The following is a 16,058-nucleotide window of genomic DNA, read 5'->3' on the forward strand; positions in this document are numbered from 1 at the left end:
TCCGGCGCCCGGGGCGCGCTGTCGACAGGGGCGTACGTTCGGCGGAGAGGGAGCGGGGGCCGGTCCGAGGGCCTGCGCGCTCCAGGACGGCGGACCCACCCAGATCCCTCCAGGGATGCGCCGGGCGACGGACGAAGAATCCGCTCCCCGCAACCATCTGTGTCGAGCTACGACGAGCCGCCGGGGTCTGGGACGTCCGCACAACAGCATAGTCCTCGTGCCGGTGCGCAGGCGGTCTCACAGGGAAGTGTGACGAGCGGCCGGCCATGCCCGGCCATGGGGTCACAACGGCCCGGGGCAGCTGAAGCGCGGTCACCCGGGCGCCGGTGGTCTCGTTGAGTTCGGGCAGGAACGAGGCGAGGTGGTTCATCTCGGCCGCGCAGTGGTGCAGCAGGGCGACGCCGAGCGCCTGGAGATCGGGTGCACCGGCGGGAGTCCGGCCGGCGGCTGGGCCAGTGACGTCAGACCAGCCCCGCGTAGTGAACGGTCAAGGCGATCTGGACCCGGTTGGTGTGTTCCAGCTTGGTGAGGATGTGGGAGACGTGGGCCTTGACGGTGGCCACGCTCATGTACAGCTCGGCCGCGATCTCCGCGTTGGTCCTGCCCTGGCCCACGGCAACGGCGACCTCCCGTTCCCGGTCGCCCAGCCGGTCGAGCCGGATGCGGGCCTCGGCGGTCTCCGGTCGGCGCGGGCCCGTCCCGTCGCCGTCCTGGGTGACCCGGGCGATGAGCTGCTCGGTCACGGCGGGGGAGAGCACCGGCTCGCCCGCCTTCACCCTGCGCACCGCCGCGACGATCTCGGCGGGCGGGGTGTGCTTGAGCAGGAAACCGGCCGCGCCGGCGCGCAACGCGCTGAGGACCTGCTCGTCGTCCTTGAAGGTCGTCAGCATGACGACGGCCGGTACGGCGCCCCGCTCGCCGGTACGGGCGCGGAGCAGCCGGGTCGCCTCCAGGCCGTCCACGCCGGGCATCCGGATGTCCATCAGCACCAGGTCGGGGGCGTGCTCGTCGACCAGGGCGAGCACCTCGCCGCCGTCCGCCGCCTCGGCCACGACCTCGATGTCGTCGGCGCCGCTGAGCATCAGCCGGAGTCCCGAGCGGACCAGCGGGTCGTCGTCGACGAGGAGCACACGGATCATGCGGGCCAGGGTAGCCAGGCCCGAAGCGCGTATTCCGCTCCGTCCTTGCCGTGACTGAACCGGCCGCCGGCCAGCGCGACGCGCTCCGCGAGGCCGATCAGACCCTGGCCGGAGCCCGGGACGCCGTCGCGCGGACCACCTCGTCCGGCCGGATTGGCCGAATCAGCCGAATTTGATGGATTGGTCAGCTCCAGGGTGAGTCCGTCGCCGGGGCCGCCCGCCACCGTGATCCTGACCGGCGCACCGGGGGCGTGCTTCCTGGCGTTGGTCAGCCCTTCCTGCACGAACCGGTAGGCGGCGAGTCCGGCGATCCCCGTCGGACCGCTACCGCTGCCCGACCCAGTGCCGCCCATGTCGAGGTCGACCTTCATACCGGTGTCCCGCGACTCCCTGACCAGCTCGGGAACCTCGGCGAGCCCGGTCTGCGCGGGCCGGGTCGCGGTGATGCCGTCCCCTACAGGACCCCCGACCGGCGACCGCAACACCTGCAGCACCACCTGAAGATCCTCCAGCGCCTGATGGGAGCTCTCCCGGATCACGGCGGCGGCCCGGGTGGTCTCCCGCACGGACGCCCCGGCGTTGAACTCCAGCGCCCCCGCGTGGACGCTGAGCAGCGACAGCCGGTGGGCCAGCACGTCGTGCATCTCCCGCGCGATGTCCTCCCGCGCCTCACGTTGAGCGCGCTGGGCTCGCAACACCGCCTCCGCCTCGGCCCGTTCGGTGCGCTCGCTCAGGGAACGGACGAACAGACCCCAGCCGATCGCGGCGACGATCAGGACTCCCAGGATCACCGCGTTGGCGATCGGCACCCCTGAGACGTAGGGACTGCTCAGGAAGTGGACGGGGATCGGCAGCAGTGCCAGCAGGGCGACGGTCAGGATCGTGCGCGGTGGCCTGAGGACGGCGACGGTGAAGAGCGCCACGACCAGGGGCACCACGGCCGGGGTGATGATCGCGGCGACGATCGCCACGACGGCGACAGCGGCCGGCGACCGCCTGCGCCACCACAGCGCTCCTACGGCGATCAGGGAGACCGGGTTCACCGCCCAGGCGAACCCGACCAGCAGCGGCGACGAGAAGATCAGCCGGTCGAACGGCCAGGTGCCGGAACCCAGTCCCGGGCTCAGCGTCAGATCCCCCCTGACCTGGACCAGGGAGAGGGCGGCCGACAGCACCAGGGCCAGCACCACAATGCCCAGGTCGATGGTCTTCTCACGCCGGTAACCGCTCACAAGCGACAAATGTAGAGCGGCCGTCGACGGTCGACGTACAGACTTTGGTCTAGAGACTTTGGTCGTACGGCGAGGCCAGAGCACCGACTTTGAGCCGAAGCCACCCATGGACCGGCGCTTCTAGCGTTCCGGGAGTCGCTTCCCACCGCGTCTCCATGAAAGGCCCGGCCTTGAAGAAATACGTCCTGCTGCTGTCCGGAGCCCTGCTCGCCCTCTGCGGCGGGGTGCCGCTCGCCCAGCGGCTCTACGCCCATCTCACGCTCTGGGGTTTCGGCGTACCCGGCTACGGCTCGTCGCTGATCAAGCTGGCCCTGGTGCTCGCCGGTGTCGCGACACTGGTCCTCGCGACGCGGGTACGGCAGCCCAATGACTGACCCGACTGACCCGACTGATCTGATGGATTGGGGAGAGCGCCCGGCGCTGGAGGCGGTAGGCCTCGGCAGGCGCTACCGGCGCGGCCGGGCGCTGCGGGACTGCTCGTTCCGGCTGCCTGCCGGCCGTATCTGCGCGCTGGCCGGCCCGAACGGCGCCGGGAAGACGACCCTGCTGTCGCCGGCCGCCGGCCTGCTGGAGCCGAGCACCGGCACCAGCCGGCTGGGCGGACACGCGGCCCGGTCCGCCGAGGCCCGGCAGCACACCGCGTTCCTCAGCCAGGAGAAGGCGCTCTGTCCGCGCTTCCGGGTGTCCGACACGCTGCGTATCGGCCGCGAGCTGAATCCGACCTGGCACCAGGAGACCAGGCCATGCTCACGCTGCCGTTGGTCTTCGGCACCTTCCTCGGCGGCCCCCGACCGGCACAGGAGCTGGAGTCCGGCACGTACCGGACCGTGTGCACGCAGTCCGTCACCCGGCTGCGCTGGTTCGCGGCCGAACTGCTCGTCCCCGTCGTCCTGACGGTACTGATCAGCGGCACGATCGCCGCCGCGATGACCTGGTGGTGGCAGCCGTCGGGGTCCCTGCTGGGCGCCTGGTTCCCCTGGTGGCAGTGGTATCCGCACGACGGCATCGGCCCCGTCGTGGTCGGCCTGTCCGTGCTGTCCCTGCTCATCGGCGTGACGGCGGGCCTGATCCTGCGCCACACGGTCCTGGTGATGGGCGCGACGGTGGTCGTGAGCGCGGCGGCGATGTACCTGCTGGAGTCACTCCGGGCCCTCTGCTGCCCACCGTCCTGACCACGGCCCAGCACACGACCGGCACGGCGGCCCCGTCGAACGCGTGGGTCCTCTCCGAGGGAGCGGTCGACGCGACCGGGCGCCGCGTACCGGATCTGCCGAGCTGCTACGCGACCGACGACCACGCCAAGTGCCTTGCCCGGCACGGCAGGACGGGCCGCTGGGCGGAGTTCCGTCCCTCGTCCCACTTGTGGCCCTTGCAGTGGGCGGAGACGGGCCTGTGTCTGCTGCCGGCGGCCGGGCTCGCGGGGCTGTGCGTCTGGTGGATCCGCCACCGCTCGGCCCGACCCGTCACCCATACACCCAACACCCGTTCCCTCGTGCGAGGTTGAGGTTCCCCATGCCCTTCTACAGGCTCAGGCACATACGCAGATCCCGCCTGCTCATCGCCCTCGCGGCAGCCACGACCACCGTCCTGGCCGTAACGCTGACGCTGGCCCTGACGGTCACGACGTACGACCACACCTCACCCCGCGCCGCCCGCGACAAGGCGTCGGGACCGGTGCCCGCCGGAACCGTCGACTGCCGCAAGGGGAAGTGCGTAGCCCTCACCTTCGACGGCGGCCCCAGCCCCACAACTCCCCGCCTCCTGAACATCCTTGAGCGGAAGCATCTGCACGCGACGTTCTTCCTCCAGGGCAAGGGCCACATCGCCAAGTACCCGGAGATCATCCGCCGCATCGCGAACGAGGGCCACGAGATCGGCAACCACACCTGGAACCACAAGGTGTTGACGCAGATCGACGCGGCCGACGCCCGCCGGGAGCTGACCCGCACACAGGACGCCATCGAGCGGATCACCGGCACCAAGCCTGTCCTGATGCGCCCGCCGCAGGGCCGCACGAACCGCCAAGTATCCAAGATCTGCCGGGAGTTGGGCCTGGGGCAGGTGCTGTGGAGCGTCACGGCCAAGGACTACGAGACGACCGACCCGGCCCTGATCACCCAACGCGTCCTCGACCAGACCCACCGCGACGGCATCATCCTGCTCCACGACCTCCACAAGGGAACGGTGCCCGCCGTCCCAGGAATCATCAAGGCACTCCAGCAGCGCGGCTACACCATCGTCACGGTGTCCCAACTACTCGCCCCGGCCAAGCCCCGGCCGGGGATGGTGTATCGGCCCTGAAGACGGGGAGGGGGCAGGAGACCCGGAGGTTTCCTCAGCACTCGATGATGTTCACCGCAAGGCCGCCCCGCGCCGTCTCCTTGTACTTCACGGACATGTGGGCGGCAGATGATCATGGGATTGACCTGCGGTTTTGATATACCCAGGCTTGCCTTGAATCACGTCAGGGACTTTTTGGGGACTTCTTGTCGGGGGCTGATTGCAACGTATCCCATGCTGCGTGAGACGCCTGTGGGATTGGGTCGTTGATGCTCGGGCGGCATCCGATGACTTCGGTGAGTCCCGCACTCGTAATGCGGTGCTCACACACGAGCGCCCTCCCGGGAAGTGGAAGGGCGCTCAACGATGACCAACGTCGACACCGCTGACAGGTTCGCGCGGACCTTCATGGTGAGTTCGTGCTCGGCGCCGGGGAGTGCTTCGCAGCGGGCGAGGGCCGCCGTGAGCAGTGGAATGGCGCCGGCGTCGTGACCGAGGCCATGGAGATAGCGCGCAGCGCTCGCGTACCGTCCGGCGGGAAAGGTGTCAGCGTGTCCGTCAGGAGTGGTGGCCGCGAGTGCGACGAGGTGCGGGAGCAGCCGGTCCCAGGCGGGGGACCGGCCAGAGTTGGGCGGTTCTCCCAGTGGGACGACCGCGGCACACAGCAGCCGTTCGGCCTCGGGCCTGCCGGCTGGCGCTGTGTCACCGAGGTTCGACTGATTCCGGAGCGTGCTCTGGACCAGTCGGTGGATGCTCACTGTGTCCCGGGTGAGGGAGACCATGCAGTAGACGGCAAGAATCCCAAGGGCCTCGTGAAGGTCGTCGCTGTCGTCGGCGATAGGGGTCAGCAGTTCCACTGGGATGTCGTCGGGGGCCAGCCACGCCAGAGTGGACAGGACGGAGACTGCCAAGGGGTTGCGCTCCGTGAGGGTGCTGATCGTCTGGCGCCAGATCCGGGCGACGGTGCGCTCTGGGTCTACACCTTCGGGAGCCTTGTCCAACTTGCCGATCAGCCTTTGGCGGTAACGTTCGATGCTGATCGTCGGATTCTGCGCGAGGTAGGCGCCGGCCTACATCAGTGCGATGGGAAGCTGCCCCAGGTCAGCGGAGAGGGCCCGGGTCTCCTGCATCTGACGGTGGGTCGGCGGAGTCGCGCCGAGCACCTGCCTACAGAGCAGTTCACTCGCTGCAGCCAGGTTGAGTACGTCGAGGGCCAGCGTTGCGACGGAGGTCGGCCAGCTGGCTGACCGTCGGCTGGTGGCGATGACGTGGCCGTTGGGCGTGCTGACGTAGGGCTGCAGATCAGCCGGATTTTCAACGTTGTCGAAGACCAGCAGCCACCCCGGATGCCACTGCAGCCACAACATCGCCCAGGCGGCGCGCTCCTCGGCAGATGCGCTGCCTGCCCACACTGGGATCAGTCGCAGAGCGAGGTCGGCCAGCGATTGCTCGATGTGGACGGGTGATCCGGCGGCAATCCACCACACCACGTTGTAGTCGCGACGGTGTCTGTGGGCATACGCAAGTGCGAGGCTGCTCTTGCCGACGCCGCCGAGGCCCTGGACGACGGCAGTCCCGGAGGCCTGTTGCCCGAGCGTGCCGCGCAGCCAGCCCAGCTCGCTCGTGCGGCCGAAACACAGAGGGAGCGGCGGCAGGTTGGTGAGCCCGGCAGGCGCCTGGACGTCGCGCGCCGAGTTCATCAACTCGGCCGTCAGAACGGTGACCGGGCCGGTGATCGCTGTCCCGATGCGGTGGGCGGCGACGGATCCGGTCCCTATCGCGTCGAAAGTGAAGTCCGTCACCGCAGGACCCGCCGACTCTCGTGGCCACCGGTGACCGTCGACTTTTCTCTGCCGCTTCGGGGCATCGCCCGGAACGGAGAAGTGTGGCGCACCGACGGCCTACTGTGTGCCCTCATCTCAGTCCCCTCTGCAGGACGGCTGGATGTCTTGCTCTTCAGCACGGAGCGTACGCGTTCCCTATGGTGGGTCAGTTGTGGTCTCAGTTGGCGGGGAATCTGGGGTGGTCCACTTTCTTCCATGGTCGTCCGACATCAACACTGACCAGATGCGTCGTTGTCGTGGTGGAGGCCTGTTGAAGCCTCGCCGGTCGGCCGGGTCTGGTTCATGACCACGTGAGGATCGCCGAACTCCAAGTGAGAGTGAGGGCCTCGCCGTTGAGGAGTGCGTCCGCGAAGGCGATGACCTGCCGGACGACATCCGTGAAGCGTTCGGGGTAGCTGGTTGCGGCGGGGCCTTGCCGGCGGCGCCAGGCGGTGTAGGAACTCTGGCGACGCTCGCCGAGGTCGCTGATGGCGGTGCCGAGGGGTTTCAGGGTGATGCCGCGGTGTGCGGCGGTGGCGGTCAGCGCCGTGGTGAGTTCCTGGCCGTCGAGGTCGTTGAGGGTGAGCAGGCGGTAGAGGTCGGCGTAGTCGCGGTCGCGGGTGTTGAGGTCGCCGAGTGAGACGGCGGTGGAGAGCTTCTCGGCGATGACGGTGGCGAGTGGGTAGCCGAGGAGCTGGAAGCTGTCCGTCGTGAGCTGCTGTGGGTAGTCGATGATCCGGGGGCCGGGAGTGACTGGATCGCCGAAGCTGACATCGAGTTGGAGCTTGAGTCGTGCTCGGGCGATGGAGGCGCCCATGGACAGACGCAGACCGTGGTACTCGTCCTCCTCGCGGATGGGCACGGTCTTGAGCGTCGCGGGATCGAATGCGACGCCGTCGTCGATCTCGGTGGCGGCGATGCCGGCGATCCTGCGAATGATCTCCACTTCGTCGCCTGGGAATGAGCGGCCGAGGATGTCGATGTCGCGGGTCATCCGGCGTGCGCCGAACTGGGCGAGGAGCAGGCCACCCTTGAGGACGAAGTGTTCGCGGCCGAGGGGCGATGTGGCCAGGCGGTAGAGGAAGCGTTCGAGGACGTACTCGACCATGATCTCGTCCGTGGACCGGCTGGCGCGGCGAGCCAGGTTGCGCAGGTCGTTGTAGACGCGGCCGGCGGTGGTGTCACGAGTGGGGTTGGCCATCAGGCGAGCACCGCCTCAACGGCAGGGCGGATGACGGAGAGAGCACCCAACTCGCGCGCGACGTCCTGGAGTTCGCCGACGTTACGGCGTCCGCCCTGGCGCAGATAGCGGCCGAGCGCGGACAGGGCGAGGGTCTCGCCGATGCGGCTGCGGTGGCGCATTGCGTCGACGACGCTGCGGGCGGCGCTGTACACGGGGATGGTTTCTCCAGGGGCTGCTTCGAATCGTTCGACGCCGAGGGCGAAGGTCGTCGGGGCGTACTGCGCCACTACGGTGGGCGGGTAGGAGATCGTGGGGCGGCGTGTACCGCGCGGCACGGCGATGTGTACCGCTGTAGGGATGTCGTCGATGAGTTCATGCAGGGCCAGGGCGGACTCACCGCACACCACGGCACGCGGAGCCCGCGCGCACACGGCCAGCAGATCGGCGTGCGCTGTCTCTGGTGCGTCTGCCCGTCGGTAGACCCCCCGGGACAGTTCGTCTATCTCTCCCGCCGCGACCAAGGACGTCAGATCACGGGGGGAAAGCAGGGCCTGACGTGCCTGTGCCGTCGTGAACGTGGGGGCGAGGCCGGCCAGCCGCTGCTCCAGGCGCGAGTTCTCCGCAGCACTCATGTATCGAATGATACCCCTGTGGCGGCCTTAGGGGATCGATTTGATACATCCTCGGGGTTGTCGGCGGCCTGTGCGAAGCGGAGCAGTAATTGAGGGTGTTGCGATTCCCCAGGTCAGGCGCCTGTCCCGTGGGACAACCCAGGGAGTTTCCAGGGACTTTCCGCCGCGTAAGCAGGGAAGGCCCCGACAGCGCTGAAAGATAGGAACGCGCTGGTCAGGGCCTGTACCGTCAGCACTCGATGATGTTCACCGCGAGGCCCCCGCGCGCCGTCTCCTTGTACTTCACGCTCATATCCGCCCCCGTCTCCTTCATCGTCTTGATGACCTTGTCGAGGGACACCTTGTGCGAACCGTCCCCCCGCATGGCCATCCGCGCCGCCGTCACCGCCTTCACCGCGGCCATGCCGTTGCGTTCGATGCAGGGGATCTGGACGAGGCCGCCGACGGGGTCGCAGGTGAGGCCGAGGTTGTGTTCCATGCCGATCTCGGCCGCGTTCTCGACCTGTTCGGGGCTGCCGCCCAGGACCTCGGCCAGGGCGCCCGCCGCCATGGAGCAGGCGGAGCCGACCTCGCCCTGGCAGCCGACCTCGGCGCCGGAGATGGAGGCGTTCTCCTTGAAGAGCATGCCGATGGCGCCGGCGGCCAGCATGAAGCGGACGACGCCGTCCTCGTCCGCGCCCGGCACGAAGTTGATGTAGTAGTGCAGGACGGCCGGGATGATGCCGGCGGCGCCGTTCGTGGGGGCGGTGACCACGCGGCCGCCCGCCGCGTTCTCCTCGTTCACGGCCATCGCGTAGAGCGTGATCCACTCCATCGCGTGCGCCAACGGGTCGCCCTCCGCCCGGAGTTGGCGTGCCGACATGGCCGCCCTGCGCCGGACCCGGAGGCCGCCGGGCAGGATGCCCTCCCTCGACATGCCGCGCGACACGCACGCCTGCATCACGCGCCAGATCTCCAGCAGCCCGGCCCGGATCTCCTCCTCCGTGCGCCAGGCGCGCTCGTTCTCCAGCATCAGCGCGGAGATCGACAGGCCCGTCTCCTGCGTGAGCCGTAGCAGCTCGTCGCCCGTGCGGAAGGGGTACTTGAGGACCGTGTCGTCCAGCTTGATGCGGTCGGCGCCCACCGCCTCCTCGTCGACGACGAAACCGCCGCCCACCGAGTAGTACGTCTTCGACAACAGCTCGGTGCCCGCCGCGTCGTAGGCCCACAGCGTCATGCCGTTCGCGTGGTACGGCAGGGTTTTCCGGCGGTGCAGTTTCAGGTCGTTGTCGAAGGAGAACGGGATCTCGTGCTCGCCCAGGACCCGGATGCGCCCGGCCTCCTTGATCCGCTCCACCCGCTCGTCCGCCTTCTCCACGTCCACCGTGCGCGGCGACTCGCCCTCCAGGCCGAGCAGCACCGCCTTCGGGGTGCCGTGCCCGTGGCCTGTCGCGCCGAGGGAGCCGTACAGCTCGGTGCGGACGGAGGCGACGGAGTCCAGCAGGTCCTCGTTGCGCAGCCGGCGCGCGAACATGCGGGCCGCCCGCATCGGGCCGACCGTGTGGGAGCTGGACGGGCCGATGCCGATCGAGAACAGGTCGAAGACCGAGATGGCCACGGTGACTCCTCAGAACGCAACAACGCAGGGCGGTGCAAGGGGTGGGGCACCGCACACACCTCCCAGTGTGCGCGGCACCCCCGGTGGGCGACCACAGCCCGATGGGCCGACCGCAGCGCCCGGTGGGCCGACCTAGAGCCCGGGATACAGCGGGTACTTCTCCGCCAGCGCGGTCACGCGGGCCTTCAGGCCCTCCGCGTCGGCCTCCCCGAAGGGAGAGGGTGCCTTCAGCGTCTCGGCGATGACGTCCGCGACCTCGGCGAAGTCCTCGGCCGTGAAGCCGCGGGTCGCCAGCGCCGGCGTGCCGATGCGCAGGCCGGACGTCACCATCGGGGGCCTCGGGTCGTTCGGGACGGCGTTCCGGTTGACCGTGATGCCGACCTCGTGGAGCCGGTCCTCGGCCTGCTGCCCGTCCAACTCGGAGGTGCGCAGGTCGACCAGGACCAGGTGCACGTCCGTACCACCGGACAGGACGTCGACCCCTACGGCCTTCACGTCGTCCTGCACCAGGCGCTCGGCCAGCAGCCGCGCACCCTCCACCGTACGCCGCTGCCGCTCCTTGAAGTCCTCGCTCGCGGCGACCTTGAAGGAGACCGCCTTCGCGGCGATCACATGCTCCAGCGGACCGCCCTGGAAGCCGGGGAAGACGGAGGAGTTCAGCTTCTTCGCGAACTCCTTCTTCGCCAGGATGATGCCGCCGCGCGGGCCGCCCAGCGTCTTGTGGGTCGTCGACGTGACGACATCCGCGTACGGCACCGGGTTCGGGTGCAGCCCCGCCGCGACCAGCCCGGCGAAGTGCGCCATGTCGACCCACAGGAAGGCCTCGACCTCGTCCGCGATCCGGCGGAACTCCGCGAAGTCCAGCTGGCGCGGGTACGCCGACCAGCCCGCGATGATCACCTTCGGGCGGTGCTCCTTGGCGAGCTTCTCGACCTCGGCCATGTCGACCAGACCGGTCTGCGCGTCCACGTGGTAGGCGACCACATTGAACTGCTTGCCGGAGAAGTTCAGCCGCATCCCGTGGGTGAGGTGGCCGCCGTGCGCCAGGTCCAGGCCGAGGATGGTGTCGCCGGGCTGGGCCAGCGCGAACAGCGCGGCCTGGTTCGCGGAGGCGCCCGAGTGCGGCTGCACGTTGGCGTACTCGGCGCCGAACAGCTCCTTGACCCGGTCGATCGCGATCTGCTCGGCCACGTCGACGTGCTCGCAGCCGCCGTAGTAACGACGGCCCGGGTACCCCTCGGCGTACTTGTTGGTGAGGACCGAGCCCTGCGCCTCCATGACCGCGACCGGAGCGAAGTTCTCCGAGGCGATCATCTCCAGCGTGGACTGCTGCCGGCGCAGCTCGGCGTCGACGGCCGCGGCGATGTCCGGGTCTAGCTCGTGCAGGGGCGTGTTCAGAACAGACATCAGGTGTACGACTCCTCAGCCGGCGGTGAAGGCGGTGTACTCGTCGGCGGAGAGCAGGTCGCCCGGCTCCTGAGCGACGCGCACCTTGAACAGCCAGCCGCCCTCGAAGGGGGCCGAGTTCACCAGCGACGGGTCGTTCACGACGTCCTCGTTGATCTCGGTGACCTCGCCACCGACGGGCGAGTACAGGTCGGACACCGACTTCGTCGACTCCAGCTCACCGCAGGACTCGCCCGCGGTCACCGTGGAGCCGACGTCGGGGAGCTGGGCGTAGACGACGTCGCCGAGCGCGTTGGCCGCGAACTCGGTGATGCCGACCGTCGAGACGCCGTCCTCGGCGACCGACAGCCACTCGTGCTCCTTGCTGTAGCGCAGCTGCTGGGGGTTGCTCATGGCCTGAATTCTCCTGTACGCGGGGGAGTGCTGGTGAATGGGGGACTGCGAAGGACATCGGCGAACAGGGGCGATCTGCCCCAGGTCACGCACGAGACGCTACGACGACTGTCACTTCTCGCGCTTGTAGAACGGCAGCGCCACGACCTCGTACGGCTCGTGACTGCCCCGGATGTCCACGCCGACACCGGTCGTACCCGGCGCCGAGTGCGCGGCGTCGACGTAGGCCATGGCGATCGGCTTGCCCAGGGTGGGGGACGGCGCGCCGGAGGTGACCTCGCCGATCACCTGGCCGTCGGCGACGACGGGGTACCCGGCGCGCGGGACCCGGCGGCCCTCGGCGACGAGCCCGACGAGGACGCGCGGCGGCTGCGAAGCGGCGCGGGAAGCGGCCTCCGTGAGCGCCTCACGCCCCACGAAGTCGCCGTCCTTCTCGAACTTCACGACCCGGCCGAGCCCGGCGTCGAACGGGGTGAGGGAGGTCGACAGCTCGTGGCCGTACAGCGGCATGCCCGCCTCCAGGCGCAGCGTGTCCCGGCAGGACAGACCGCACGGGATGAGGCCGACCGGCGCTCCGGCCTCGGTCAGCGCCTGCCACAGCTTCTCCGCGTCACCGGGGGAGACGAACAGCTCGAAGCCGTCCTCGCCGGTGTAGCCGGTGCGGGCGATCAGCGCGGGGACGCCCGCGACCGTGCCGGGCAGGCCGGCGTAGTACTTCAGGCCGTCGAGGTCGGCGTCGGTGAGCGACTTGAGGATGCCGGGGGACTCGGGACCCTGGACGGCGAGCAGGGCGTACGCCTCACGGTCGTCGCGGACGACGGCGTCGAAGCCCTCGGCCCGCTCCACCAGCGAGTCCAGGACAACCTGGGCGTTGGAGGCGTTGGCCACCACCATGTAGTCAGAAGACGCGGCCTCGGTGTCCGCGAGCCGATAGACGATCAGGTCGTCCAGGATGCCGCCGTCGGCCCGGCAGATCATGGTGTAGCGGGCGCGGCCGACGCCCACGGAGGCGATGTTGCCGACGAGGGCGTAGTTGAGGAGCTGGGCGGCCTGCGGCCCGGTGACGGTGATCTCGCCCATGTGGGAGAGGTCGAAGAGGCCGGCCTTCGTGCGGACGGCGAGGTGCTCGTCGCGCTCGGAGCCGTAGCGCAGCGGCATGTCCCAGCCGGCGAAGTCGGTCATCGTCGCACCGAGCGAGCGGTGCAGCGCGTCGAGCGCGGTACGACGGGGGGTGGTACTGCTCATCGGTCGGTCTCCCAAGGCATGACGGCGAGGTCGTTCCTCCCCATCTGTCATCGGGACCTGAGAGGTTCGCCATGACCGCCACGGGACATGGGTTGCACCTTGGGTGGGGCCACCGGGAAGGGCGGCCCGCTTTTCAGATGTGCCTCGCCCGCGCGGTAACGGGGCCTGAGAGATTCAAGGGAGGGACTTGCTCCTTCGGCGCCCCGGACGACGTACGACCGGGGACTCTCCCGCGCGGATTCAAGCGGCCGGTATGCAGTTGGCGGGCACATCATCGCACAGGCTTTGTAACAGGCCTGTGGCCGGAAGCGAACGGAACCGCGAGACACCGTGCATTACCTTCTCTTTACGTTCAGTGGGGAGAACCTTTCCTGACCCCGCAGGGAGGACGATCACGGTGACAAGGACCACGGTGTACGCCACGACCTCGGCCGTAGCGCTGCCCAAGCAGCCCTCGGCCCCGGCCGGAGAGGCATGCCCGGGCCGCCCGGTACCGACAGTCCGCGATCTCCGCGAGCGCGCCGGCCACAGCCCGCACGGGCTCCTCTTCGGCCCCCGCGACCTGGTCGTGGTCACCGGTCTGCCCGGCAGCGGCAAGTCCACGCTGATGCGGCGCGCGGTGGCGGGCGACGGCGTCCGCGTCGACAGCCAGGACACCCGCGACCGCTGGGAAACCCGTATATCCCGTGGACCGGGCCTCTCCGGCCTCCTCCCGTACGCGGTCTACCGCCCGCTGGTCCGTCTCGCCCACTACGCCGGACTGCACCGCGCCCTGCGGTCCGCGTCCGGAGCCGTCGTGCACGACTGCGGTACGCAGACCTGGGTGCGCGGCTGGCTGGCCCGCGCCGCCGGGCGCCGGGGCGGCGCGCTGCACCTGGTGTTCCTCGACGTCAGCCCGGACACCGCGCTCGGCGGCCAGCGCGAACGGGGCCGCGGAGTCTCGCGGTACGCGTTCCTGCGCCACCGCAGGGCCGCCGCCCGACTGCTGCGCTCGGTGGAGCGCGGCGACCTGCCCCGGGGCGTCGACTCGGCGGTTCTCCTGGACCGGGACGCGGCGGACGTGCTGCGCCGGATCGACTTCGCGGACTGAGCCGCTAGCCTTTTCAGCCACAGCAGGGTTACAGCAGGCGGTTTCACCAGCAGGCGGTAGGTAGATGGACTTCCCGGCGGACTTCCCCGGTCAGGCGCACCCCCACCCGCATCCGCACGGCGGATGGCCGGGCAACGAGCTGGAGGAGGTGCTCTCGGCCTCCCTCGGCATGCCCTCGGCCGGCGGCCGGATCATCGAGGTGCTCGGCCGCAGCTTCGTCTGGGTCCCGCTCCCCAGCGGCGGCGGCCCGCAGAGCGGCCCCCTGGACCTGCCGACACTGGACATCGAGGGGCAGGCGTACGTCCCGGTCTTCAGCTCCGAGGAACAGTTCCGGCAGGTCGTCGGCTCGCATCTGTCGTTCACGATCGCGCCCGCGGTGGAGTTCGCCCGCGGGCTGCCCCCGCAGGTCGGCATGGCGGTGAACCCGGGCGGCGTGGTCGGCGTCCCCCTCCCGCCCCTCGCCATGGCCGAGCTGTGCCGCATCGGCCGCACCGCCCTCGACGGCCCCACCAGCGGCGGCCGCGTCCGCCTCTACGAACCCGACTGGCAGGACGACCCGGTCGACTTCCTCGCCTCGGCCTCCACGGAGTTCGCCGCCACGGGTGTCGTCGGCTCGGCCCGCCGCTGCCTGGCCGCCATCGAGACGGCCGACCCGGTGATGTTCGTAGGCGTAGAACTGACCAATTGGGACGGCGACTTGAGAGCGGCCCCGATGGAGGCCCTGGCCCGAGCGCTGGGCCAGGTAACGGTCCAGTGGCAGGTCAACCTGGTCCTCCTGGACGTAACCCAGGACCCCGTGGCGGACTGGATGAGGCAGACAGTGCGCCCCTTCTATACACAGGGTCACTAGCAAGCATCCCAAGGGGCAGCATCCTCAGGGGCGCGGGGCTGTGTCGATGTGCGGCTCCGCCGCGTGGGCGCGCCCAGCCACGAACGACCCGCACTCGCCAACGCACACAAGGCCCCCACCCCTCGGGCGCTTAAGCTGTTTCCCAACGCAGGCCAACTACCAGAAGGGGCGGTACACGTGAGCGCCAGCGGCACCGCGACCGGCCAGGTCGAGCACATGCTGCGCCAGGTGACGCCCGGGCGCTACGACGCCTACGAGGCGCTCCTGCGCGCCCTCGCGACCCCCCACTCCGGTCAGATCTGGATGCTCCTGTGGCACGGCCAGTCCGGCTCCCCGGACGCCCAGTACGGAAACATGCAGGTCGAGAACTACGGCTACGCCCCCTGCGTCACCTCCGCCCAGGAGCTCTCCGCCAGCGGCTGGAACCGCTCCTACGAGGTGGTCGACGGCCTCGACGTGGCCCGCACGCTCTACCCCGACCACTTCGGCCTCTGGCTCAACCCGCACGCCCCCGGCGGCGGCGTCGGTATCCCCTGGCTCGACCTGCGCCGGATCGCCACCGGCCTGGAACGCCAGCCGGCGGGGCCCCTGCGCCTGTCGGAGCCGGGCATCGAGATCCCGCAGTTCTACGCCCAGCTCACGCAGAACGCCCACCGCACCCCTGCGGTCCGCGCCCTGCGCCGCGCCTGGGTGCAGCCCGCGCTCGGAGCGCCGTATCTCGCGATCGGTCTGGATGTCTACGACACCAGCCCGCCCGCCGTGGACTCGGTGCGCGGCATGATGCAGCAGTCGATCGGGGCGGTCCCCGACGGGCTGCCGGTGTCGACCGTGGCGATGTCCGACGAGTACGACCCGGTGGCCCTGTGGCTGCGGGCGAACGCCCGCCCGTTCTACGACCGTGAGGCCCACGCGGCGCCCGCTCAGGCGGGTGGGTACGGATACCCACCCGTCCGTGGTGGATACTGAACCCGCGAGTCCTCTTCCCAGCTTCTCCGCAGGATTTACGTCTACGTCACATTTCTTCGCGCGTAGACGGCGGTGTGGTGCCCCGAAATACGCCGAATCTCCGTTCTGTCCCAAGTGCCCGGCGTCCGGGGGGCGTTACCCACTGTTCGGATAACGGAATCCCTAGTTAAGCATCACGGTTGCGCATACTTTCGCCGCCAGACCTGGCGGGTGATCGCAGC

Annotated in this window: 16 protein-coding genes, 1 pseudogene and 1 riboswitch; of the genes and pseudogenes, 7 read left to right on the plus strand and 10 right to left on the minus strand. The window is 69.6% G+C overall.

The features are described from left to right. Positions 1 to 461: 461 nt before the first annotated feature. Both ACFWP5_RS03400 and ACFWP5_RS03405 read right to left on the minus strand, forming a co-directional pair. Positions 462 to 1,139, minus strand: coding sequence for a response regulator (locus tag ACFWP5_RS03400; RefSeq protein ID WP_384149451.1), 678 nt, complete (start codon positions 1,137 to 1,139; stop codon positions 462 to 464). Continuing rightward, on the minus strand, positions 1,136 to 2,371 hold the full coding sequence (locus ACFWP5_RS03405; protein WP_384149453.1) for a sensor histidine kinase: 1,236 nt from the start codon (positions 2,369 to 2,371) through the stop codon (positions 1,136 to 1,138). The genes ACFWP5_RS03400 and ACFWP5_RS03405 overlap by 4 nt, the downstream gene beginning before the upstream one ends. 155 nt (positions 2,372 to 2,526) lie before the next feature. On the opposite strand from ACFWP5_RS03405, the gene ACFWP5_RS03410 reads away from it, so the two are divergent. The 4 genes and pseudogenes from ACFWP5_RS03410 to ACFWP5_RS03425 all read left to right on the plus strand — a co-directional run bounded on the left by ACFWP5_RS03410 (position 2,527) and on the right by ACFWP5_RS03425 (position 4,672). Next, positions 2,527 to 2,745, plus strand: coding sequence for a hypothetical protein (locus tag ACFWP5_RS03410; protein WP_384149455.1), 219 nt, complete (start codon positions 2,527 to 2,529; stop codon positions 2,743 to 2,745). Then, a pseudogene (locus ACFWP5_RS03415) lies at positions 2,738 to 3,103 on the plus strand (ATP-binding cassette domain-containing protein); the annotation flags it as partial. The gene ACFWP5_RS03410 and the pseudogene ACFWP5_RS03415, both read left to right, overlap by 8 nt. Before the next feature lie 11 nt (positions 3,104 to 3,114). Next, positions 3,115 to 3,543, plus strand: coding sequence for a hypothetical protein (locus tag ACFWP5_RS03420; RefSeq protein ID WP_384149537.1), 429 nt, complete (start codon positions 3,115 to 3,117; stop codon positions 3,541 to 3,543). Positions 3,544 to 3,883: 340 nt separating this feature from the next. Next, the gene (locus tag ACFWP5_RS03425) at positions 3,884 to 4,672 is read left to right on the plus strand and encodes a polysaccharide deacetylase family protein (protein ID WP_384149457.1); all 789 of its coding nucleotides are present in this window, start codon (positions 3,884 to 3,886) and stop codon (positions 4,670 to 4,672) included. 302 nt (positions 4,673 to 4,974) lie between these two features. On the opposite strand, the gene ACFWP5_RS03430 is transcribed toward ACFWP5_RS03425, so the two are convergent. From ACFWP5_RS03430 to gcvT, 8 genes are all read right to left on the minus strand, one after another. Continuing rightward, a complete protein-coding gene (locus ACFWP5_RS03430; protein WP_384149459.1) occupies positions 4,975 to 5,562 on the minus strand; it encodes a hypothetical protein in 588 nt (195 codons plus the stop codon). Positions 5,563 to 5,721: 159 nt separating this feature from the next. Then, on the minus strand, positions 5,722 to 6,453 hold the full coding sequence (locus ACFWP5_RS03435) for a hypothetical protein (protein WP_384149461.1): 732 nt from the start codon (positions 6,451 to 6,453) through the stop codon (positions 5,722 to 5,724). Between the two features lie 322 nt (positions 6,454 to 6,775). Then, positions 6,776 to 7,675, minus strand: a complete 900-nt coding sequence (locus tag ACFWP5_RS03440) for a nucleotidyl transferase AbiEii/AbiGii toxin family protein (RefSeq protein ID WP_384149463.1) — start codon at positions 7,673 to 7,675, stop codon at positions 6,776 to 6,778. Continuing rightward, positions 7,675 to 8,289 (minus strand): type IV toxin-antitoxin system AbiEi family antitoxin domain-containing protein, encoded by a 615-nt coding sequence (locus ACFWP5_RS03445; protein ID WP_384149465.1) that lies wholly within the window; start codon positions 8,287 to 8,289, stop codon positions 7,675 to 7,677. Before ACFWP5_RS03445 ends, ACFWP5_RS03440 begins: the two co-directional genes overlap by 1 nt. Before the next feature lie 229 nt (positions 8,290 to 8,518). Next, entirely contained in the window at positions 8,519 to 9,886 is a 1,368-nt protein-coding gene (locus ACFWP5_RS03450; protein ID WP_384149467.1) for an L-serine ammonia-lyase, read from the minus strand. 132 nt (positions 9,887 to 10,018) lie between these two features. Continuing rightward, complete coding sequence (gene glyA / locus ACFWP5_RS03455) at positions 10,019 to 11,293, minus strand: serine hydroxymethyltransferase (RefSeq protein ID WP_384149469.1); 1,275 nt, start codon at positions 11,291 to 11,293, stop codon at positions 10,019 to 10,021. A 15-nt stretch (positions 11,294 to 11,308) separates the two neighbouring features. Continuing rightward, entirely contained in the window at positions 11,309 to 11,686 is a 378-nt protein-coding gene (gcvH, locus tag ACFWP5_RS03460) for a glycine cleavage system protein GcvH (RefSeq protein WP_384149471.1), read from the minus strand. Between the two features lie 111 nt (positions 11,687 to 11,797). Next, positions 11,798 to 12,931: a glycine cleavage system aminomethyltransferase GcvT gene (gcvT, locus tag ACFWP5_RS03465; RefSeq protein ID WP_384149473.1), complete on the minus strand. Its 1,134-nt coding sequence runs from the start codon at positions 12,929 to 12,931 to the stop codon at positions 11,798 to 11,800. Positions 12,932 to 13,074: 143 nt separating this feature from the next. Next, positions 13,075 to 13,174, minus strand: a riboswitch (glycine riboswitch). A 148-nt stretch (positions 13,175 to 13,322) separates the two neighbouring features. Between gcvT and ACFWP5_RS03470 the strand changes: the two genes are divergently transcribed. From ACFWP5_RS03470 to ACFWP5_RS03480, 3 genes are all read left to right on the plus strand, one after another. Continuing rightward, a complete protein-coding gene (locus tag ACFWP5_RS03470) occupies positions 13,323 to 14,021 on the plus strand; it encodes an AAA family ATPase (protein ID WP_384149531.1) in 699 nt (232 codons plus the stop codon). 64 nt (positions 14,022 to 14,085) lie between these two features. Then, entirely contained in the window at positions 14,086 to 14,871 is a 786-nt protein-coding gene (locus ACFWP5_RS03475) for an enhanced serine sensitivity protein SseB (protein WP_384149475.1), read from the plus strand. 177 nt (positions 14,872 to 15,048) lie between these two features. After that, positions 15,049 to 15,837: an enhanced serine sensitivity protein SseB C-terminal domain-containing protein gene (locus ACFWP5_RS03480; protein WP_384149478.1), complete on the plus strand. Its 789-nt coding sequence runs from the start codon at positions 15,049 to 15,051 to the stop codon at positions 15,835 to 15,837. Positions 15,838 to 16,058 lie beyond the last annotated feature (221 nt).

Origin of the sequence: Streptomyces sp. NPDC058469 (genome assembly GCF_042721125.1) — a bacterium.
Lineage (GTDB): Bacteria > Actinomycetota > Actinomycetes > Streptomycetales > Streptomycetaceae > Streptomyces.